The sequence below is a fragment of the Phyllobacterium ifriqiyense genome, from assembly GCF_030817885.1.
Taxonomy (GTDB): domain Bacteria; phylum Pseudomonadota; class Alphaproteobacteria; order Rhizobiales; family Rhizobiaceae; genus Phyllobacterium; species Phyllobacterium ifriqiyense.
Window position 1 is genome coordinate 849,915 of record NZ_JAUSZT010000002.1, and the last position, 18,439, is coordinate 868,353.

26 protein-coding genes and 1 pseudogene are annotated in these 18,439 nt (G+C 49.7%); 8 read left to right on the forward strand and 19 right to left on the reverse strand.

What is annotated here, in order from left to right; translation table 11 throughout:
- Positions 1-363 precede the first annotated feature (363 nt).
- Both QFZ34_RS23315 and QFZ34_RS05635 read left to right on the forward strand, forming a co-directional pair.
- Positions 364-720 carry a glycoside hydrolase family protein gene (locus tag QFZ34_RS23315; protein ID WP_370878693.1) on the forward strand — a complete coding sequence of 119 codons (357 nt, stop codon included), beginning with the start codon at positions 364-366 and terminating at the stop codon, positions 718-720.
- Positions 721-1,022: 302 nt separating this feature from the next.
- A complete protein-coding gene (locus QFZ34_RS05635) occupies positions 1,023-1,241 on the forward strand; it encodes a hypothetical protein (protein ID WP_307277968.1) in 219 nt (72 codons plus the stop codon).
- A gap of 35 nt (positions 1,242-1,276) precedes the next feature.
- Here the strand turns inward: QFZ34_RS05635 and QFZ34_RS05640 are convergent, their stop codons facing one another.
- The 4 genes from QFZ34_RS05640 to QFZ34_RS05655 form a co-directional block, all read right to left on the reverse strand.
- Complete coding sequence (locus QFZ34_RS05640; protein ID WP_307277970.1) at positions 1,277-1,552, reverse strand: hypothetical protein; 276 nt, start codon at positions 1,550-1,552, stop codon at positions 1,277-1,279.
- 167 nt (positions 1,553-1,719) lie between these two features.
- On the reverse strand, positions 1,720-1,929 hold the full coding sequence (locus tag QFZ34_RS05645; protein WP_307277973.1) for a cold-shock protein: 210 nt from the start codon (positions 1,927-1,929) through the stop codon (positions 1,720-1,722).
- 505 nt (positions 1,930-2,434) lie between these two features.
- A complete protein-coding gene (locus QFZ34_RS05650; protein WP_307277979.1) occupies positions 2,435-2,995 on the reverse strand; it encodes a Clp protease/crotonase-like domain-containing protein in 561 nt (186 codons plus the stop codon).
- Positions 2,996-3,943: 948 nt separating this feature from the next.
- Positions 3,944-4,132, reverse strand: a complete 189-nt coding sequence (locus tag QFZ34_RS05655; protein WP_307277981.1) for a hypothetical protein — start codon at positions 4,130-4,132, stop codon at positions 3,944-3,946.
- Positions 4,133-4,706: 574 nt separating this feature from the next.
- Here QFZ34_RS05655 and QFZ34_RS05660 point away from each other — a divergent pair.
- The 3 genes from QFZ34_RS05660 (at position 4,707) to QFZ34_RS05670 (ending at position 6,635) form a co-directional block, all read left to right on the forward strand.
- Entirely contained in the window at positions 4,707-5,183 is a 477-nt protein-coding gene (locus tag QFZ34_RS05660) for an Hsp20 family protein (protein ID WP_307277984.1), read from the forward strand.
- Between the two features lie 58 nt (positions 5,184-5,241).
- A complete protein-coding gene (locus tag QFZ34_RS05665) occupies positions 5,242-5,538 on the forward strand; it encodes a DUF982 domain-containing protein (RefSeq protein WP_307277987.1) in 297 nt (98 codons plus the stop codon).
- A gap of 668 nt (positions 5,539-6,206) precedes the next feature.
- The gene (locus QFZ34_RS05670) at positions 6,207-6,635 is read left to right on the forward strand and encodes a hypothetical protein (protein WP_307277990.1); all 429 of its coding nucleotides are present in this window, start codon (positions 6,207-6,209) and stop codon (positions 6,633-6,635) included.
- A 706-nt stretch (positions 6,636-7,341) separates the two neighbouring features.
- On the opposite strand, the gene QFZ34_RS05675 is transcribed toward QFZ34_RS05670, so the two are convergent.
- The 6 genes from QFZ34_RS05675 to QFZ34_RS05700 form a co-directional block, all read right to left on the reverse strand.
- The gene (locus QFZ34_RS05675; RefSeq protein WP_307277992.1) at positions 7,342-7,926 is read right to left on the reverse strand and encodes a suppressor of fused domain protein; all 585 of its coding nucleotides are present in this window, start codon (positions 7,924-7,926) and stop codon (positions 7,342-7,344) included.
- 58 nt (positions 7,927-7,984) lie between these two features.
- On the reverse strand, positions 7,985-8,245 hold the full coding sequence (locus QFZ34_RS05680; protein WP_307277996.1) for a hypothetical protein: 261 nt from the start codon (positions 8,243-8,245) through the stop codon (positions 7,985-7,987).
- The gene (locus tag QFZ34_RS05685; RefSeq protein WP_307277999.1) at positions 8,245-10,056 is read right to left on the reverse strand and encodes a Hint domain-containing protein; all 1,812 of its coding nucleotides are present in this window, start codon (positions 10,054-10,056) and stop codon (positions 8,245-8,247) included. The genes QFZ34_RS05680 and QFZ34_RS05685 overlap by 1 nt, the downstream gene beginning before the upstream one ends.
- A 339-nt stretch (positions 10,057-10,395) precedes the next feature.
- The gene (locus tag QFZ34_RS05690; RefSeq protein WP_307278002.1) at positions 10,396-10,716 is read right to left on the reverse strand and encodes a hypothetical protein; all 321 of its coding nucleotides are present in this window, start codon (positions 10,714-10,716) and stop codon (positions 10,396-10,398) included.
- A gap of 765 nt (positions 10,717-11,481) precedes the next feature.
- Positions 11,482-11,847 (reverse strand): DUF982 domain-containing protein, encoded by a 366-nt coding sequence (locus QFZ34_RS05695; RefSeq protein ID WP_307278005.1) that lies wholly within the window; start codon positions 11,845-11,847, stop codon positions 11,482-11,484.
- A 278-nt stretch (positions 11,848-12,125) separates the two neighbouring features.
- A complete protein-coding gene (locus tag QFZ34_RS05700; RefSeq protein ID WP_307278008.1) occupies positions 12,126-12,452 on the reverse strand; it encodes a hypothetical protein in 327 nt (108 codons plus the stop codon).
- A gap of 150 nt (positions 12,453-12,602) precedes the next feature.
- Here QFZ34_RS05700 and QFZ34_RS05705 point away from each other — a divergent pair, with 150 nt between their 5' ends.
- Positions 12,603-12,797, forward strand: coding sequence for a hypothetical protein (locus QFZ34_RS05705; RefSeq protein ID WP_307278011.1), 195 nt, complete (start codon positions 12,603-12,605; stop codon positions 12,795-12,797).
- A gap of 614 nt (positions 12,798-13,411) precedes the next feature.
- Here the strand turns inward: QFZ34_RS05705 and QFZ34_RS05710 are convergent.
- The gene (locus QFZ34_RS05710) at positions 13,412-13,765 is read right to left on the reverse strand and encodes a DUF982 domain-containing protein (RefSeq protein ID WP_307278014.1); all 354 of its coding nucleotides are present in this window, start codon (positions 13,763-13,765) and stop codon (positions 13,412-13,414) included.
- 209 nt (positions 13,766-13,974) lie between these two features.
- Here QFZ34_RS05710 and QFZ34_RS05715 point away from each other — a divergent pair, with 209 nt between their 5' ends.
- Entirely contained in the window at positions 13,975-14,472 is a 498-nt protein-coding gene (locus QFZ34_RS05715) for a YciE/YciF ferroxidase family protein (RefSeq protein WP_307278017.1), read from the forward strand.
- A gap of 60 nt (positions 14,473-14,532) precedes the next feature.
- Complete coding sequence (locus tag QFZ34_RS05720; protein WP_307278019.1) at positions 14,533-14,769, forward strand: DUF6894 family protein; 237 nt, start codon at positions 14,533-14,535, stop codon at positions 14,767-14,769.
- Here the strand turns inward: QFZ34_RS05720 and QFZ34_RS23320 are convergent.
- From QFZ34_RS23320 to QFZ34_RS05755, 8 genes and pseudogenes are all read right to left on the reverse strand, one after another.
- On the reverse strand, positions 14,690-15,037 hold the full coding sequence (locus tag QFZ34_RS23320) for a DUF6678 family protein (RefSeq protein WP_370878694.1): 348 nt from the start codon (positions 15,035-15,037) through the stop codon (positions 14,690-14,692). The genes QFZ34_RS05720 and QFZ34_RS23320 overlap by 80 nt on opposite strands.
- Positions 14,973-15,200, reverse strand: a complete 228-nt coding sequence (locus tag QFZ34_RS23325) for a DUF6678 family protein (RefSeq protein WP_370878695.1) — start codon at positions 15,198-15,200, stop codon at positions 14,973-14,975. Before QFZ34_RS23325 ends, QFZ34_RS23320 begins: the two co-directional genes overlap by 65 nt.
- Before the next feature lie 247 nt (positions 15,201-15,447).
- Entirely contained in the window at positions 15,448-16,308 is an 861-nt protein-coding gene (locus tag QFZ34_RS05725) for an FkbM family methyltransferase (protein ID WP_307278022.1), read from the reverse strand.
- Positions 16,309-16,438: 130 nt separating this feature from the next.
- Complete coding sequence (locus QFZ34_RS05730) at positions 16,439-16,615, reverse strand: hypothetical protein (protein ID WP_307278025.1); 177 nt, start codon at positions 16,613-16,615, stop codon at positions 16,439-16,441.
- On the reverse strand, positions 16,608-16,850 hold the full coding sequence (locus tag QFZ34_RS05735; protein ID WP_307278028.1) for a hypothetical protein: 243 nt from the start codon (positions 16,848-16,850) through the stop codon (positions 16,608-16,610). The genes QFZ34_RS05730 and QFZ34_RS05735 overlap by 8 nt, the downstream gene beginning before the upstream one ends.
- Entirely contained in the window at positions 16,847-17,200 is a 354-nt protein-coding gene (locus tag QFZ34_RS05740) for a hypothetical protein (RefSeq protein WP_307278031.1), read from the reverse strand. The genes QFZ34_RS05735 and QFZ34_RS05740 overlap by 4 nt, the downstream gene beginning before the upstream one ends.
- A gap of 22 nt (positions 17,201-17,222) precedes the next feature.
- On the reverse strand, positions 17,223-17,642 hold the full coding sequence (locus QFZ34_RS05745; RefSeq protein ID WP_307278034.1) for a hypothetical protein: 420 nt from the start codon (positions 17,640-17,642) through the stop codon (positions 17,223-17,225).
- Between the two features lie 11 nt (positions 17,643-17,653).
- Positions 17,654-18,330: pseudogene (locus QFZ34_RS05755) on the reverse strand (SOS response-associated peptidase).
- Positions 18,331-18,439: the final 109 nt, after the last annotated feature.

The window sequence follows — 18,439 nt, forward strand, 5'->3', positions numbered from 1 at the left end:
GCCCCTAGCCGACTTACGATCAGCATTACCAACAATAGCACTTTTCAAAGTTGACCACTACTAACACGATAGCCCGGTGCATGTTCAACCGAACAATGCCGGCCCAGAGCAATCGACACCGCAGCCATAATTACGATGGCCAGAAGATAGGGCCACGTTCGACTGAGATAAGGTTTGTCCTCCGGGTCCATGTTCTGTGATCTCTAGGCTGACCAATTCTGCATCACTACATCTGATTCAGCAATAATCAAATTGTTCCAATTTAACTCAGGAAATCAATCATGAACACCAATCAGCGGGCGGGAGGCTATTGCTGCGCGTGAAGGAAATGTACTGACCGCATACGTGGCTGTCTGACCATAGGTGTGGGCCATATTTCAGCCGCAGGCCGCCGGTCGTCAAGGCGGGCATGAAAATAACCACTGCCGAGTCCGATGCGTACTTTTCCGCGAACTGGCAATCTTCCAATCCTTTGTACTTAACGCCGGCAAGCTCGATATGAACCAGAATGAGTTTGACGTTCTAGTATCGCTCGCCTTCAACATTGGCGGCAGGACATCCTCGAATTCCACATTGATCAAAAAAGCTGAATGTGGGAGATCCTCCCGGCGCAGCCGATCAGTTCCTTGTCTGGAACAAGGTAGGCGGATAAAAGGGCTCCGTCCCCGCCGAGCAGCGAAACGCAAGCTGTTCCTTACGCCGGAATGCCTAGATGCATAATCTGCGTTTGCCGGCAAAAGCGGCCAATCCGTCCATCGAAACGAACGGGCGAATTGTAAAATTGTTGCGAAGGCCTAAAAAGGGCGAAAGAATAGCAGCGATAGTTACTGCCTTTGATCATCTGTATTCTTCCGGGCAAGTTTGACTCCAGTTCCCGGTTGACGAAACGCGAAGCCACGTCTTCCGTGTCAAGCATTCCTTGTTCGAACAAGTGCAATTTCAGCCGCGCCGCTTTGTCTAAATGCGCTAGGCAGCGTTTTCACACGAACCATGTTAGTATGAACGTAAGGGGAGCGAAAATTATGCAACAGTCCGATGCGGGAGGCAAATATAATACGTCCCTTAAAGAAGGCGATCCCGTGCAGGTATCGCAGAACGCCACAGGGATGGCAAAATGGTTCGAAGCAACGGTCATATCAAATTCGGAGGCGGCCTTGACTGTGAAATTTGCAGATAATATTCAAGAGGTGGTGCCTTGGAATTCAGGACGAATACGGGAATCCGGAGGGGTGCGAGAATAAACATTTCCGTATACGCAGGCCGATGATGGATTAACCTATGCACGATCAAACGTGAAAGAAGTCAACAAGGTCGTAACGAAATTGCTGGCTTTCTCTTTCACAAGTGTTTCTGTCCATTGATCGGATCCCCGAAGCATCAAGCCGCTGTAGATGCTGTCGACCGCAGCTTCTTCAATACGTTTGATATGGGATTTGAAAACCGCTTCATCTCCGGTTTTGTAGATATCACGCACGACCATCCGCAAAATCTCCTGCATGGCAATTTGCCAAGCTGTATTGATCGCCTGCAATTCATTCGCTGGATCTGGCATCGAAAGCTCCGTTGGGCTTAACTGTTTCTGGAATTGCCAGAAGCGTTTTGGCCCCGTCATAAGTGCTTTGAAAATAAAAAAGGCCAGACACATGCCTGACCTTCCCATTTAGTTTGCTTTCAACAGTGCCGGTACATCCGTGGTCAAAGGAAAGCAGGTACCAATTTTTAGATCGCCTGTAGATTGCAAGCTGACATTTTGCCGGACTTGTTGTCGCGCTCAAGGTCGTATCCGACCTTCTGGCCCTCAACGATCTCACGCAGACCTGCGCGTTCGACAGCGGAAATATGGACAAACGCGTCCGTTCCCCCATTGTCTGGTTGGATGAAGCCGAAGCCTTTAGTGGAATTAAACCATTTAACTGTGCCAGTGGTCATAACGAACCCTTTCATAGCAATTATAGATACCGCAATGCAAAAAAGCACGGTGGATGATGATTTCGATTTTGAAGGGGAAGTTCGTCCAGGGCACGTTGCCATCGTGCAATAACAAAAGTCTGACAAGCAATATCGACAATAGACAAATACGCCCAGAGTCTGCCAATGTCAAATCAACTTTCTCTTCTATCCTCAACTTGAAAAGCTCTGGCTTGCGACCACTCGCATAACCGAACCCGGTAGCCAGCGCTGCATGACGGAGGTTGTGACTCGCCCATTTGGTGGGTCACTATTCCATCTTGAAGGGTCTGTCCTGCATGAGTTGTTGGACCGGCCTGTTTATCAGTTCCTAATCAATCCGGTCTATCTGACCGTCATGTTTAAACGCGCCAGCGCTCTTGTGTTGACCCGCGATACCAGTTGATTTCGCAACGCTCCGCAAGCCCACAGGGCGGCCCGGTGCGACCGCGTTGTGGGTTCTGATGCTGATAACTTCGTTCCTTCGTCATAACAACCGGGCGATGAGCCCCAGCTCACGTGCTTCATCCGAGCTCAGGTAGTAATTTTCCTTGGCTCGCTCATAAAGGGTCTCGGCATCGATCAGACTGCCTTTGGCCAAGTCCTCGAAGCCTTCCCATTCAAGCCGGTGCGCCGTTTCAAGAAGCGCTACCTGCTCTTTGGCAATTTGTATCATTGCACGCATTGGACCGTCGAAGTTCACGGATTTTGTTATACGACGTTCATGGACCAGGAAGGTTGTATCTTTGGTTGCAAAACGATTAGGGGCCGGGAAAGCACCCATAATAGTCATTCCCGCTGAGTACACGATCGTTTTCCCGATAAAGTAGGCGGCCCTTCCGGAGTCGCGTATGAAGAGCGATATTTCGAGAGCGATACGACGAGCGATGTCGGCGTCCCCACCTTCCGTCATTACTTCGAGAACCAGATCTTCATTTGTGAGGCGAATTTGTGCGAGGGCATTGAGTACATCCCACAAGGTGCCGCTTGAAATATTGCCAGCTATGCGAATGTTAGGTTGATAAAGCAGGGTAGCGTCCGCGAGCATAATGTTCGTCCTATGATGGTCAGGGCAACACAGAACACGCCATTTTTGTATAAGTTCCCAAAACTCATATTGCTCACGAAACTCGCGGCGGGAATTCAAAGTTATGATTTTATGACTGAGCAATCAGACCCACCAAAAAGCAGCCGGTTCGACGATGAAGAATTTACGCAATATTGAACTGGCATTGCGTCATGCTTCAAAACGCCTTGATCGCGATCCGGCCAATCATCCTCGTACGCAAGAGATGAGGGCATTTATTGCCGATCTTTTTGATCGGGGTCACCGTGATTTTGAACTACGAGAAAGGCCTGGCTAAAAAGATTGAAGTGGCGTCTCCTGAAATCGAGGGTGTCACAACAAACCCTACTTGAAGCCTGTCTCAGTACACAATCGCCAGGTTCTATCTCGGCGAAATTAGAAATTGACCTTGCGCGCGGTAAGGACATTCGTCGCGAGACCGTGACCGTAGAGACGGTGATGATTTGGACAAATCGCTAACCGCTCCATTTATGAGGACATGTTGGTCTGGATGATCACGGGGGGGCTAAGGTCCATAGAAGTTCAAGGGCCTGGTACTGATGAGCGACTGGTTCCAGGTGCGGCGATAGGTAGTGTGAGTAGAGATACTCTTAAGCGTTTGATGATTCGTCGCACGATTAAGCAACATCTCGATAAGGAAATTCGGTTCGCTGCAGTCAAACATCATCCCACACATTGGTATTTGCTGCTTATTGGAATTAGTTAAAAGCCTTTCCCATTATGTAGAACAACGTTTGGAACAAGTGGGTTAATGCAAGTATTAAGTCTGGGGTGACTTTTCTACGGTCGCCCGCTCGATAACAGTCTGTTGGTTTGCCGACCGTAGAAAGCCCCACAGACGAACTGGAGAAAGCTGGACGTTTGGCCATGACATGATGTCGTGCTCCAAGATAATTCAGCCCCCAAGTATCAGGAAACAGCTAGCAATGAGGCCACCGCTGCTGCGCCGATCAATGCAATTTGGGCAAATTTCTCGGCAACGGCTTTTTGTCCTGCATTGTGCTGCGTGTCGCCGAAAATTACGATACATGTTGCCGCCAAACCGCTCGCTGCCGTTAGTGAAATAGTGGCGAAAAAAACGAGATTGAGAGAGATCATTGTAACCTCCAGTTGATCATTACGACCATTATCGCTCAGTTCTGGGAGGCGTGGATAAGTTTTAGATTATTTGGAAATATCCTGTTTCGGGCATTGTTGACGCAGTTTGGTTCGGCGGCCTCGGCGGAGATGGCCAGAGAGAACGAAAGGCATAGCCGAACTGATTGGCCGATGACCGGGTTTCAGGAATGGATCTGAAGTGGCAAAATAAATACATCGGCCGCGACAGCAGCGTTAAACGGTATCAATATAAGCGTTGAAATGTACGCGATTTGCTTGAACGCTTTGAAGTTCATCTGCTGAGCCCCAAGATGGCAATCATGCCTGCGAATGAATTACTATTCTACATTTCCGCGATTATGCCCTCGTGTGCAACTCTGCGTTAAAATTGTATAAAAAAGGCCAATCGAGTAGTTCCAGGTGAGGCGGTTTTCCCGAATTTTTTTCCTGAATCCTTGAATTCAATTTGGCCAAAACTAAATCATTTTGCGTCGATCGCATAAGTAGGATCGACACCGCTGGAGGCCTCAACTTCGGCGTCTCAGCGTCATGTTGCTTCAAGGAGGATATGGCAATGACAGCAAATTCTAATTTCGCTCCACTGTTCCGGTCCAGTGTTGGTTTTGACCGGGTGTTCAATCTCCTGGAGAACGCTCAGCGTGCACGGTCGATCAGCGACTGGCCTCCGTATGATATCGCGAAGACCGGTGAAGATACCTACAGGATCACCGTCGCTGTCGCAGGCTTCTCACAAGACGATCTGGATCTGACGTATCAATCCAATCTCCTCACGATCATCGGGAAGAAAGAAGAGGCGCAACAGTCTGAGTATCTTCACCGAGGCATTGCCGGGCGACCGTTTGAGCACAGGTTCGAGCTCGCCGATCACGTGCGTGTGGTAGGCGCGGGGCTTGAGAATGGTCTGCTTTCAATTGAATTGATCCGAGAGGTCCCGGAAGCCATGAAACCACGCAAGATTTCAATTGGCACGGAAAAAACGGTCTCGGTATCGAAGGAGTTAGAAAAGCCCAAACATCAAGAAGCGGCTTAGCATAAGCAACCGGGGAGGGCGCTAAGAGCCTTCCCCTTATATAAAGGGAACAACTGTCATGATGGAGAAGTATTTCACGAGGCCCGTTTCCATCCTTGTTGGCCTCGGCGTGCCGACAGATATCCGCTCTGTTATGGAAGCATACCAGCTGCTGAATGACTGGCCAGCCCATAGCCGGGATACTGCGCATAGCCTTGCTTTGAATGCTTGCAAAGGCGTGCTGACAGGTACGATTGAAGCGGAAACAGCTCGTGGACTATTTATCGCTTTCGCGAAAAAGCACGACTTACTCACACCTGAGATTGGCCCCGTGTTAGGCCATAGGCACGGCGGAGGAAATCTGCGCGTCCTGTAATTGTGCAGCCCGGTGTCCATTGTGGATGCCGGGCTTTTTTTGGTCTGTTCATTTGCAACTATCCCTGCACATTGGTGCGCTTGCGGCAGTCTTCGGACCTCTGATTATTCTCTAATAAAATCCGCAAGCTGCACAATGCTTTCCCGTTCCAAGGAGACCCAAACAGTCGTGTCTCCGCCGGATACCTTCAGAACATGATATGTAGTGCCATCCTTTCTCTGGCGGAGTTGGCAGTCAAGAAATCCTTTACCCAGTGAGGTATCGATCGCCAACTGCTTGATAATCGGATCGCTAACGAGCCCTTTAACAAGTGCAGCAGATTTCGTGATTCTCGAAAACATCATCACACTCCAGTTAACCTTGTTATAGCGAGAGATTATCATGAGATGGACCAAAGGCGAGCCAGAGCCAGAACACCTGACACAATAGGCGTGGTGCACAAAGACCATGGCCCGATGCTCGCAACATGGCAGCCCCATCGTGGCGTCTTCATCGGGGTTAAGCCAACCGGCGATACACCATTATCAAGGTTGCGCCACTCCAACCGGCGACAACCATTGTTTATCACAAGATGTTTGTAAGGTCGTGACTGCAATCCAACGTCTAATAGATTTGTTTAATGTTCTGTTTTAGGCTCACAAAATCATGAACCGGAGATCGAGACCGCAATGCGCAGTTCTCTACTTTGCACTTTGTGCAGTCTCTTTTTGACCGTGGAAAGTGCCTTCGCGTTGCCAAAAACTCTGACCGCGACACAACTGGTTGATATTTGCAGTTCATCAACAGTTTCAGCCGCGGCGGCAAAAGGTGACCAATTAAGTTGGCAAAGAATGAGCGATGCGGATTTCAATGAATGGCGCACCGGCTTTCTTGCTTACAACGGCGGGTCAGTCGATATCGTTGGATGGCACCACGGACAAGGCGAGCACGTCGTGAGTTTGTCGTTCTGGATTGCGCAGGGCCCCAATAGCCACAAGGCATGCAACTACAGTCTGGGCAGTGATGCCGGTTTGTTGGGTGGGTTGACAGAAATTTTGGGCGCACCGGAGACGCGGTTGAGGGAATGGCTGGAAACGCTTATTGGAAAACAGAGCTGATGGAAGTGTACTTTACACAGGTTGGGACAAGTACATTGGTAAACATCAGCTATAAAAAATAGCAGAGATTTAGCGATGATCGCGGCATGCTGCTATTGAAAGCTATTCGTGAGGGTTAGTCTCTGCCCCGGTAAATGAATAAGCCAAGTGTAATCAGGCCCAGCATTGCAACAACATAAATCAAGATTTCGTCGGTCAAACAATCTCTCCCGTCCGGACAATCGGACAGGTTAGCATAAAAAGAATGGACTTGGTCAATCGCCTGTCAATCCTGCCAGTTATCTCCAGCCAAAATAATTCCAGACAACTCGGTCAAGTATTAGCAATGGCAACAAATTAGCTGCAAATAACGACAGGGCAATCTTGTCTCGTAAAAGCAAACCTATTGTTGCAAGGATTACGCCTGGTACGTTGAATAAAATCGCAACCAAAATCGAGAAAACTGCTGCTGAGCCTGCACCGGATGGGGCGCCTGCCGATGCTCCCAAGGATAATGCGTGAGGTAGCAGGGAGATCGCCGCACAAGTTGCGGAAATCTTAGTGCACCAAAGAAACCCATATTCTCGAAAAAATGGCACGACACGTCCTTCCCTGCCACCGCTGTATCAGAGTGCTGTTGAGAACCCCTTGCTGCCGTCACTAAAACTTTAGGTGAATTCATGCTCAAGCGTCTTTCAGCTAGAGCGTTCGCCTGTTTGATTTGCAATCACATGACGCTGGTGCGCATCACATCAAAGTAGTTCACGCCAGCAACGTCGAATGCTGTCTTCAATGCGTCAATACCGAGTTCCACCGTATACTGCACTTCTGCATTGGAGATCGGAATCAACCAGTAGAACTTGATGGACTTGTTCTGAAATGGGAGGTTTTCTAAAGCCGGTCCATCCAAATAGGGTAAGGAAACCAAGCCGTGGGAGCATGTCGAGCCTTGCAACCATGGGCGACCGAAATTCACCGTGTGCCAAAGATCCAATGGCTCCGAAGTGCGGTGAAAATGTACAGTGACGACTAAGAGTTCCACAATCTCTGGTGAATCCACAGGGCTGAAAATGTGTAAACCAACTGGGGTGGCGTCGTATGCTCTCGACATACCGCACGTAACAAAAGTCCACATATTTCGGTCAGCAGTAGGCGGATATTTTCTTATTTGAAATGTAGACCCCAAGTCATCAATTGGGCCCTTTTCAAAGGTGCAGCGCATCCCGGATCTATCCCAGACCTTGTCGTAATGGCCAGCAATTCTGTCCGCCAAATCATCTAGCTCTCCGGTTTGGCCACGGGATTTGAACACCTCGCTTACACCGAGAGTGATATAACATGCTCAAGCGCCTACCAACCCGCGAGAAGTTCTAATGGCCACTAACCGCAGCATCTTTGAGCAACTGTTGGCCAAGTACGATCAAACGCTTGCCGAGGCGTTCTTTCATGGTATCGAGGTTAAGTCCGAGATCATGCTTCGAATATTTGTAGAGCGCTTGGAACGCGGTGATTGCCGGTGCTGTAGAAGCGATGCGGCTTGAGGATGTCTGCGAGAACGACGGCGATGCTGGGCCGAGAGCAATCCCTGCGATAAGGGCGATTCTGAAAAATGGTTTCGTCGAATTGGCCATTATTCGTCTCCTGCATTGAGATAATCCAAATCCACGCTCAGAGTCGATGGAGACTTGAACAGTAGGTTTGGAAATGCAGATGCTGGAGCGAATAGAGCGCAAGCAGCAACCATTCCCAGTGGTGCCGTTTCAACACTTTCACGCCGTTCACTTGCGATGATGGGTTTTAACCATCGCTGCTGACCGCCAGCATTCACGCTCAACTCCAAGCATCTGCTTCCATAAAGGTCTGCGAATAACGTATCTGGCACCCTTAATAAACCTTTGGTCCATCGCCATAATTTGTTGTCGTAAGATTCGACGGGGTGGCATTGCTGATCCAGGTAAACGTCCGCCATCTCAATACGACGGCATTGTCCTTTGTCATCGCTGATCTGGAACCCATTGAAGGAGATACCAAGTTTTCGCGTGTCTCCGCCGTCAGACCACTCCGCCGGTATAAACGTTTCTGATAAAATATGGACGTCCCGAGCATTTGATGGAATCTGGAACCGCATCAGATTACCGGTGCCCTGCGGATTAATACGCATGCCATCGGCAACAACATGAATATCCATATCACTTGTCGTCGACCAGCCGAGTAGCTTTGCTCTTTCACGCAACCGAATAGCCACAGCTTCTACGGATGATCTATCCAACGTCAGGGGGCGACAATATTGTGCGGTAACCTCGCAGATGTCGATTCTGCGCCGCTTGTAAGAGCTTTGGTGGAATAAAGCCCGGGTCCCGCAATCAAGATAGCTTTCGGTGGGCAAGCCATTGGCTATCAGGATGTCATGGCATTCGAGCTCCACATGCCAGTAAGTAATTTCAGCGACATCCACCTGTTTGATTGTCGCACCGTTAATGAGATAACCGATTGGAATAAGCACTTCATCCAGAACTCGCACGCAGACGGCATGCCCGGGGGAGATCCACAAATCGGCGTATGGCTGTTGCTCACCAAAGGCATTGGCTTGAATACGAACCGGGCGGGATATCTCGTATTGGCTCGAGCGCGTGCGTTTCAGATTGTAACAGCCAAGCCAGACAATCGGACGCTCAGCACCGCTTGACGTGACCACCAAGTCACCAACTTTTAGCGCCTCAACGGCGACATCGCCTCTCGCCGTGCGGATGAGAGTTCCTTCCACAAAACACGGAGCGTTTGGATCCACTTGGAGTGTGGTGATTTTTCCAGTGCCTACATCGAAGACCAGATCGGAGACGTTTACGTTAACACCAAACTTGAGCGTATAGGTGCCCGCCGTTGTCGTATAAGTCACCGTATGACCGTCTAAGGACATCCCGGTTATGCTGGCGCCATTCACATTGAAATTGATAACATTGTGCATGTAAAAAGCTTCAATGGTCCCGTCAAACTGAGTGGAGAAAGAGAATACAGAACTCTCCACAGGCGAATGGTCGGGATCAACCGATGCCATCTTGATGGTTTGGGTAGAATTTGTGCCATTCCACTCATAAGAAGCTCCGCTGCCAATCTCAACTATCCCTGTGGCTGAGGACACGCCAGAACCGGCAATGAAATTGGCGCCATGCAAATATATCAAACCGCCCGAAATCACTCCGGGATTGAGGTATCCGACCAGTATTGAGTTGCTGACCAGCAGCGAGGAGTTGTTTAATACTAAACTAGCTACGTCCACGACATAGGAAGTAGTGCTGGTGTTGTTCAGTATTGCAACATCATCCATTCCTGGAATGCCGTTATCCCAGTTCGACGAAGTGTTCCAAGGATTGAAAATCGGGTCGACGTTGGGATTTGACCACTGCATGTTGTCAGTGCCGCCAATCCAAGTAGTTGTTACCATGATCCCTTCCAATCAATAAATCTATTCACGCCGGATCTGGCGAAAGCCTCATGAGAGCACTTCGAACAGCACCGATTGAGGCGTTGACCTCCAGGCTTTCCCTAAAACCAACTATTCCGTAGAACGTTCAAGCCTTTGCGCGATGACGTCAGACATGATGCGACGGCTTCGTCAGTTGTAATATTGGCTGAAGCGAATAGAGCGCGATTGGCGTCAAGGGATCGCCTCTTGCATTACAGTCCATATCTGACACGACGCGTCAGGGGGAGATTTGCCCTGCTAGGCTCTGTGTCGCATCCTGTCCTTGCGCCACTTCAAGTTTGCGAGCTGGCTGTCCCATTATTGACGCGATAGGTCATCCGGCCTTTCCGCTGATCTGCTTCGTCTCTTTTGTTCCCTGATACGGCGCTGGGCTGTGCGTTTGTCTTTTTCTCGTTTTTGCTCCAGTGCCATTTCGCGGTTCACCACCAACGTGCTGATGATACCTGGGTCTTTAATTCCACGTTTGTAGAAGTCTATGATTGTAGCTGCCATGCGCTCACTATACTCGTGGGTGTGAGTATCCCGGCTCAATGTTTGAGAGGCTAGGCGTTGAGCTTCCACCAGAATTTTAGACTCAGATTCGGTGTATCCCAACGCGACGAACGTTTGAATAAACACTTCTAGTTCCTTATGAGTTTTGGTTTTGGAAAACTCATATTGCTGCGGAAGGTTCCGCCGATGTTTGGAGTTTAAGTGTTCGTGTGATTGGACTGGTGCCGCTGAGCCGGTCTCAGTCGAAACTTTTCAGCGTCTTCAGAACGGTCAGCGGATGCATCTCACGATAGTCCTAAAAAATCTTGACGATAGCCCGCTCGCTGCATCCGGCAGCATGTGCAATATCTGCGAGTGACACATCTTTGTCTGAGTTCGCTTGCATGAATGCTTCGGCATTGACCAGATATTTGGGCAGGATACGCGAAGTCTGGCATGGTTCCTCCGCTCAAGCCGCCAACGTCAATGCAATAGTTTGCTAGCGGTGGTTTGACTGAATGAAGGAATTCAATCTGAAGCAATTGATCGTTTGTTTCATCGCGGAGTCGGCAGAGCTCGATCTTAATTGCCATCCCGGCCAATCTGCCGAAATCACGCTCACCACCTATGAGAAACTTTTCTATAGAAGACCGGAGGCTCGCAGATCTATGGTTTGAGTTCCGGCCAAGGATTGCACACGTTCGTTCCAGAGCGCGAGCGATGATAATTTCATCAGATTTATAATCTCTGTAAGTAAGCTTCGTCATTGGCATGCTCCCCGACTTGGCGGGAGCACGTAGGTCTCTCAAGCACCAGTGACCATCGTTTGGCTGGCGACACCTTAAGTGTCTATTAGCAGATAGAACTTGTCAATTCGCGCCGTTGGTGGGTGTGGGAGGCTTGGCGCTTTGGTTAGTTTTCAACGGGGAAGCGCCAAGCCAGTTGCCGGTCGGGTGGTTCCTTCGGCAACCGCATAAAAATGCAGTGTCTACCAAAAAGTTCCGAATTCACGGGGTGCTCCTTAGGCTCGCCGCGGCATCTTTCCTTGCGCCACTTTTCCTGTTTGCCGGTTGATGGCGGTCGGCCAACTGCTTCGACGTAAATGTCAGCTTCCTTGGTGGCTTCAATGAAAGCCATTCGGGCGACGCCAGGTGACAGATTGCCGTCATAACATTCCAGCAAGGCATGCTTGACGATATCAAGCCTTTCGGTATCCGTACCCGGCCACTCATTCACAATGAATTCTGCCGCCTGCATTATGGAGGTTATTACCTTCATCTTGCCGAGCTGGCGGGGTCACTACGGTTACTTCTTTGAACGGAATATCTTCCATGAGGCGCTTAAACGACTCTTGCTGTCGCTCAGTTCCTAATCTAAGCGCTCAATCTGGCCATCGCTCAATTTAAACACGCCATCCTGACCACCTTGAGCATTAAAGTCCCTCTCAAGTTCGTCCCATCGCCCGAGCAGCAATCCACACTCGCTGCAATATATTGGCGTGTGGCTCATAACGTTTTCTGGGATTTCCAGATAAATCGTTCCGCAATTCCTGCAGTTCAGTTTGTGGTTGAGTCTGTCCATTCCTGCGATATCCCGTCGTGGCTGATCGCTTCGTCGCTCGCATAGACATCATCGTCAGCAAGTGCTCCACGCGTTCGAGCCATGTCAACCAAGCTCATTTCTCGGCTTATTGCCATTGAACTCAGGATGCTCGCACGGCGAACACCTGTATCGAAAAACGTCATGATGCTTCGCGCAAGACGATCACGTTGGACGTGGGGACGACTTCCTATTTGCTGAAATGCCAGTTCATAGGCATTCGCCATTATATCCCAGTCGAGGGATGAATATTTGTTGGGGTAGACATGTCTACGAAAAGGCATAATCGTGCTCCTCCCACTAGGCGAAGAGCACACTTCGTCTCTCAAGCATCAACCGCCAGTTCAATGCTCAGTGTTGGTGCCGCTGCCAGTATATATCTCACCGCAAATTAGTCCATGCTTTATCCCGCAGGGAACTAATTCTGATGCGGCATGTTCTATGACGAACCGAGGGGCAGTGTTGTGGATGGTGACGAGGCAAAAAAGAATGGAACCAATGCGGACACTCTGCGCTTGCAAATGCAAAAGTCGACTTTTGGCCGGGCAATGCAATCCGCACAAGCTCCTATTATGTTGGATGGAAAGTTTGCCGATCTATTAAAACGCTTACATGAAGCCGAGAAGTAGGGGTGTTGACCTCTCGGAGACGAACGAGGCGCGAGCTTATGACTTGCCATCGCTCTTATGCTCCCCACAGCACCAGACAATGCCGCACCGACCTGAGCAGCCAGTGCTGCCCCACGCCTTGTGTCTTTTATGAACAGCCGATGCAACCATATTTCGAGACCGGCGATTACTTGCTGCGGCTGAGCAACTAATAACTGCAAATTCGACCAAATTATTTACTTTATAAATTGCTTGCACTTGTCTGTACCCGAATCCCCTCATTGATGGATAAATAGCGTCTTTGCTACCGGGGAATTGGGGAACCACATGAATGAAAGATGGATACGGCCAGACCGGTCAGACGCCGACACTTTTTGGCTGGCGTAAGTTGCGCCGTACTGATCATCAGCCTGCGATGGTCAGCTTCTGCTGCGGAGTATTTCGTGAGCAAATGATGCGCAACCGCGGGCGGCTATCGGCCCGTCACGCCGGACGGCGCACGTCAGACAAATCCCATGGTATCGTCAAGCAACCACGGCTGACGTTTCCGACAAGGTGGATTCGAGGTGATGCTAAACGCTTGTGCGGATCTGCCGGGAAAATGTTGTTTTGCAGGCTGTTGCAAAAAATCCGCTCTATTTGATCGTCAAGTTCATAAGGACTTTCGGATCAGGAATTATTTCGTCTAGCGGAGAGGCCTGCCCATCAGCCAGCGGCAAAGTAATCAGCTCGGCGGCAGTGTCGAGCACCTTTTTAATTTTTGTTCTTCCAATGTGTATTCCAGCTTCTTTTGCGGCCGCTACAAAAGCAGCCCGGGCTTTGTGCTTAGAGGCTTTATTGTTAATTGCGTCCAAACAAATTTGCCTCGCATGATCTAAGGTCGAGCTTTGATAGGCGGGCCAATTCATGAGCAGATACTCGGTGGCTTCTTCGAGCGTTCTGAAGGTTCGGGGGCCGAATTCAGATTGAATTTTGACAGGTCGGAACATTTTAGTCTCCCTTGTGACGAGGAGTAATAACTTTGGCGATCGCTCTGGGTTCCCAAATTTTTAAAGTGCGAGACGACCTAGCTCAGTCGGTTCTTAAAAGAAGTTTTGACCTCAATTAAGAGCTTGGCAATTTTAAAGATAAAAACGGAACTCAACGCATGAAATCCCGTTGCTCATGTCTCAACCAAACCAGCAAGGGAGACGTGAACATGCCACAAGCAAAAACTCTGGAAACACTTTTTCATGAAACACTCAAAGACATATATTATGCGGAGCGAAAAATTCTAAAGGCGCTGCCCAAAATGGCTAAAGGCGCGACCACGCCAGAATTGAAAGCAGCATTTGAGAAGCACCGCGATGAAACGGAAGTTCATGTAGAACGCTTGCAAGGCGTTTTCGAAGCCATAGGTAAGCCTGCTCGCGGCAAGACCTGCGAAGCTATCGAAGGGATTATCGCCGAGGGCGAGGAAATTCTCGAAGATTTCAAAGGCCAGCCAGCACTCGATGCCGGACTTGCATCAGCGGCACAAGCTGTCGAGCATTATGAAATTGCCCGATATGGCACTCTTGCTCGCTGGGCGAAGGAACTTGGCTATACCGATGCCCATAAGTTGTTAGTCGCTACGCTTGGTGAAGAAGAAGCAACCGACGAGGCACTATCGGCGCTGGCTGAACGTTCCCTCAATCAATCAGCCTTGGCGGCATAATGCGATACGGCTGGGCGGCGCAAGGCGCGCGCCCCCAGCCGTACCGCAGGGAGTACGTTGATGCTGTATCGCTACGAGTTTTTTGAAGGAACAAGCCGGGACACTGTTCGCGACATCGAACTCAAAAACGATCTTGCAGCCATTGAAGAAGGCTATCGAACAGCCTACGAAATGGTCAAAGACGGGGTAAAAACCGGCTTCGATAAGTCAAGCTGGTCTATACAGATTTTTTATGATCGAAACACATTGGTGGGAACGATTGCCAACTCCCATCAGAAGCGTAACCGTAAATCATAAAGTACCCGTCCTTGCTTACAAACGGAATTTGGTAGCGCTTGAGAATTGCAAGTAATTCTGCTTCGCAGGAAACAACATCAGGCGAGATCAGTTGTCCCCTGTGTTTCAAATAGCGTGGGCGAATTTTCAGCCATTCAATGGAATACAGCGGATAGAGAGTTTCTACCGACCAGTCCCCCCAGGAACCTACATCCTCGCGAAACTCAAGGCTTGGTTCCGGGCCAGCTAAATCCTTGCGAACGTAGGGCGGACAAAATGGGCAGTTCATTCTCAATCGCTGTCTGTAATTCCATCCATTTTGTGTCGTTCATATAGGAAGTCAGTCCACGCCGCTGGATTTCCCTCCTGAACTTCCTCGCGAAATTTTTGGTCCAGCGTTTTTTCCATTTGGAGAACTTGAAGAGCAATGGAGAGATTGGGAAGAGCTTCACGGCTTCCCGCTAGCGAGGTTTATGGCCCCTGGATCATTCCAGCACCAATGTTTAATGCTCCTGCAAAACGGGAGGTACGGTGACTTCTTTGAAGAGTTTATCTTCCAAGAGTCGGTGAACGACTCTTGCAGCGAATCAGTTCCCGCTATTGCCAGGACGTAAAGTGGTTATGGTCAAGTAAACCATCGGGGGATATAATAAGAAAGTGTACAATTGCGGTCTGTCTTGTGGACCATGGAATCGAGGTTTATCCCTTACCGCTGTCCCTAACCTCTTTCGAATCAATCCTGCCCCGCCTGTTCAACACCTCACGAAGCCAGTGCGGCAAGACGATATCAAACTTACGTCGCAGAAATTTTTCCAACCGGGTGCGCGCCTTAGGCTTCGCCATCAGATGCGGGTTAGGCAGCGAACAGAGATAGTACATATTGATTTCATGTGCCTCACACCAATGGGCGCTTTCATCAATTGAGAATAAGTATCCATCAACCGGCAAAGCGTCTAGCAGCGCAAAGCAATGGTCTTTGGCGCTCGGAAAAAGAAAATTATGGATCTCGATATCCAGCACAGGCAACTGTCTGAGCAGTCGACGCGCGCCATGCAGCGCCGCGACTTCATGGCCTTCTACATCGATCTTGAGAAAATCAACATCCCCTAACAACGCATCGTCTAGAGCAATAACCTCTACCGTGAAGTCGCCGTCTGGGGCGTGGATCATCTCGTCGTTCAGTATCACATTGCTGGTGTCGGCTAATACTTTATGGGTGCCGGTTTTGTCGCCTATTGCCTTGCCGTGGGCCGTTATGTTCGGCATTCTATTTAAGACTGCATTCTCTCGAACGACTTGGGCGTTACTCTCCAGTGCATCAAAGGCCGTCACTTTCCCTTTCGGTCCAGTCTTTTGCGCAAACAGCACGGTCATGAGGCCGTGATGCGCGCCGCAATCAACGACGTGAGATCCGGGCTTGACGAAGTGCAAGCATTTTTCACGTAGTAAATTATGGTTATCGTCAACGGTAATATACCATTCGTACCCCACTGCATCGGCGATGGAGAACGGGATTGTTCTATCCCGATATTTGATATCCGCCACGAAGGGATAGTTCATTCCGTTGCCCCATCATATGCCCCTCGATCGAGATTAGATTGAAGTTATCGTTGAATCAATCCGATTGCTCCAATGCACGAATGGTCCGGTGCAAGGTATTCTGGCTTAGGCGAGGGCGGTATTTCAGACATCAGAACTTTTTCGATAAGATAGGGTCATATTCCAGGGCAAGTATGACCATGACCAACAGGACCATTGCGACGCAAATAAACCCAAGTTGATAGTAGCCGTTCGGCCAAACCACCTTGGACTCTTGAGATTTATCAGCCCACACCGCCTCAATCTCTTCGTTTTGCTTTTCAGACATCGGGTTTCTTCATTAATTTCGACATATGTATTCTCACAGACTCGGCCACTGTTGAATCAAGGGCGAGCGCAGTATTGTCAGCCACGGCAATCATAGCGGTTAAAACCTCGGCCTTCGTCCAGCCCAAGGTGTTCGCATCTCCCAATATCTTCAACAGCGCATCCTCGATAGCCATCTGAGAGTCGATTTCTCGTTCCGGATATCGACCTTCCAACCTTGGAGCGATGATGATCATGTGCCATCGCCCTCAAATGCTGTCTCGTTGTAAACGGGATCGTTTGCAGCCGCATTGGTATAGAGAACGTGCAGCTCACCCTCGGTTTCGTCTGGCACACCCGTGAAAATGTAAATCTCGCCAAGTTCGGGATGATTGGCCCGGACAGCCTCAAAAGGAAACTCGGTCGAATCGGCAGACTCGGCGATGGTGATATTCTCTACAATTTCCTCGCCGTGAGATTCGACATTGAACGAACCGGGCAGTTCCTCAACGTCAGTCATATTCGCTTCGACTTCTCCCATGTAATCTTCATCGAAATAGCTCTCGATGCTGTAGGTTTTCCCGCGAAATCTGACTTTCCAAGGCATGGTACTTCTCCTTTTGCTCAGGTCATCGCAGAATGTGCGAAATGACAATGTCTGCAAATATGAAGGTGACGACGATTGATGCTATTTGAATCCCGCCAATCGTTCCATGCACCTGAGTACTGGCAATTGATCCTGCCGACTGATTGGGAAGCAACCCGGGCGGAACACAATGCTTATGTGACTCGACGCTCCTGACTAGCTTGTCATAGTTCCTGTTGACATACAGCAAAAAGAAGGTCGCTGTGGCGAGGAATATGAGAATTAGATTCAGAACAAAAGATGGGCTTGTATACTCGATCAGCCATCCCTTGAGCGTTGCGGGTAGCGGATCACCGATTGATAGTGCAGCGCGAACAGCGATAAGAACGAGCAAAAGTACCAACTCGACGATGAAGCCGATCTGGAGTTTACGTTTTGCGTCACGTTCGAAATATCCGGTCATCTAGAAATCTCTCAGAGCAAAAGCGGCTCTTCTTCGATCTTCTTTGGCGGCGCTAGAACAATCAAATCGCTGTCAGGCAGAGGGCGCTGCAGTTGCAGTGCTTCGCGGGGTGACCCGTTGAGCCAGATGTCGAATTCTTCTCTTGTGCGAAGGATGACCGGCATCGCCTTCTCGTGAATCGGTTTGACAACAGCATTGGCATTGGTCGTTAAAAACCCGAACACCTCAACATCAATCTGCCCCTCTTTGGCTTTCCTGATACCGCGCCAAGGCGTCCAGAGACCGGCAAAGCAAAACATGGCTGATCTTCGTTCAAAGCAAACCAATGCAGGGGTTTGCGCTTGGTGACTGGATCTGGCTTCGGTCCGTACTCTGAAAAACTGGCCGCCGGCACAAGGCATCGAAACTCTTTCCCAAGCCATTTTTTCCAGTGGTAAAAATGGAGGTTGCGAATGTTTGTGGTGCTGTAGTTCACGCCTGTGCTGGTGACAGCCTTGTCGGGCGAAGGCATTCCCCAGCGCAACATGGCTAGTTCCCGTTCCCCGTGGGCATCGTTCCTGACGATAGGAGCGGGATAGTCCGGAAAAATTTCCAGATCGAACTCGGTCATATTCGTCAGATTGCTGCGCGTCTTGAACAGGTCGGCGACTTCCTGGTAGCTGCTTTTGTGCCTGTAGAGGTTGCACATCAATCATCCCCCTGAGCTGCCTTTGCCGGTCGCGCATGCCTTGTGACTGGCCCCGTGACCAATATTCTATAGGGAGGTCCTTCCCGCCACCTTTTTCTTCCAGGCAGTC

Bases quoted from the DNA above. Each gene is read 5' to 3' on its own strand.
- QFZ34_RS05635 (WP_307277968.1), top strand. From the start codon at position 1,023: ATGCAACAGTCCGATGCGGGAGGCAAATATAATACGTCCCTTAAAGAA.
- QFZ34_RS05640 (WP_307277970.1), bottom strand. From the start codon at position 1,552: ATGCCAGATCCAGCGAATGAATTGCAGGCGATCAATACAGCTTGGCAA.
- QFZ34_RS05645 (WP_307277973.1), bottom strand. From the start codon at position 1,929: ATGACCACTGGCACAGTTAAATGGTTTAATTCCACTAAAGGCTTCGGC.
- QFZ34_RS05650 (WP_307277979.1), bottom strand. From the start codon at position 2,995: ATGCTCGCGGACGCTACCCTGCTTTATCAACCTAACATTCGCATAGCT.
- QFZ34_RS05655 (WP_307277981.1), bottom strand. From the start codon at position 4,132: ATGATCTCTCTCAATCTCGTTTTTTTCGCCACTATTTCACTAACGGCA.
- QFZ34_RS05660 (WP_307277984.1), top strand. From the start codon at position 4,707: ATGACAGCAAATTCTAATTTCGCTCCACTGTTCCGGTCCAGTGTTGGT.
- QFZ34_RS05665 (WP_307277987.1), top strand. From the start codon at position 5,242: ATGATGGAGAAGTATTTCACGAGGCCCGTTTCCATCCTTGTTGGCCTC.
- QFZ34_RS05670 (WP_307277990.1), top strand. From the start codon at position 6,207: ATGCGCAGTTCTCTACTTTGCACTTTGTGCAGTCTCTTTTTGACCGTG.
- QFZ34_RS05680 (WP_307277996.1), bottom strand. From the start codon at position 8,245: ATGGCCAATTCGACGAAACCATTTTTCAGAATCGCCCTTATCGCAGGG.
- QFZ34_RS05685 (WP_307277999.1), bottom strand. From the start codon at position 10,056: ATGGTAACAACTACTTGGATTGGCGGCACTGACAACATGCAGTGGTCA.
- QFZ34_RS05695 (WP_307278005.1), bottom strand. From the start codon at position 11,847: ATGAAGGTAATAACCTCCATAATGCAGGCGGCAGAATTCATTGTGAAT.
- QFZ34_RS05700 (WP_307278008.1), bottom strand. From the start codon at position 12,452: ATGCCTTTTCGTAGACATGTCTACCCCAACAAATATTCATCCCTCGAC.
- QFZ34_RS05705 (WP_307278011.1), top strand. From the start codon at position 12,603: ATGTTCTATGACGAACCGAGGGGCAGTGTTGTGGATGGTGACGAGGCA.
- QFZ34_RS05710 (WP_307278014.1), bottom strand. From the start codon at position 13,765: ATGTTCCGACCTGTCAAAATTCAATCTGAATTCGGCCCCCGAACCTTC.
- QFZ34_RS05715 (WP_307278017.1), top strand. From the start codon at position 13,975: ATGCCACAAGCAAAAACTCTGGAAACACTTTTTCATGAAACACTCAAA.
- QFZ34_RS05720 (WP_307278019.1), top strand. From the start codon at position 14,533: ATGCTGTATCGCTACGAGTTTTTTGAAGGAACAAGCCGGGACACTGTT.
- QFZ34_RS23320 (WP_370878694.1), bottom strand. From the start codon at position 15,037: ATGAACTGCCCATTTTGTCCGCCCTACGTTCGCAAGGATTTAGCTGGC.
- QFZ34_RS05725 (WP_307278022.1), bottom strand. From the start codon at position 16,308: ATGAACTATCCCTTCGTGGCGGATATCAAATATCGGGATAGAACAATC.
- QFZ34_RS05730 (WP_307278025.1), bottom strand. From the start codon at position 16,615: ATGTCTGAAAAGCAAAACGAAGAGATTGAGGCGGTGTGGGCTGATAAA.
- QFZ34_RS05735 (WP_307278028.1), bottom strand. From the start codon at position 16,850: ATGATCATCATCGCTCCAAGGTTGGAAGGTCGATATCCGGAACGAGAA.
- QFZ34_RS05740 (WP_307278031.1), bottom strand. From the start codon at position 17,200: ATGCCTTGGAAAGTCAGATTTCGCGGGAAAACCTACAGCATCGAGAGC.
- QFZ34_RS05745 (WP_307278034.1), bottom strand. From the start codon at position 17,642: ATGACCGGATATTTCGAACGTGACGCAAAACGTAAACTCCAGATCGGC.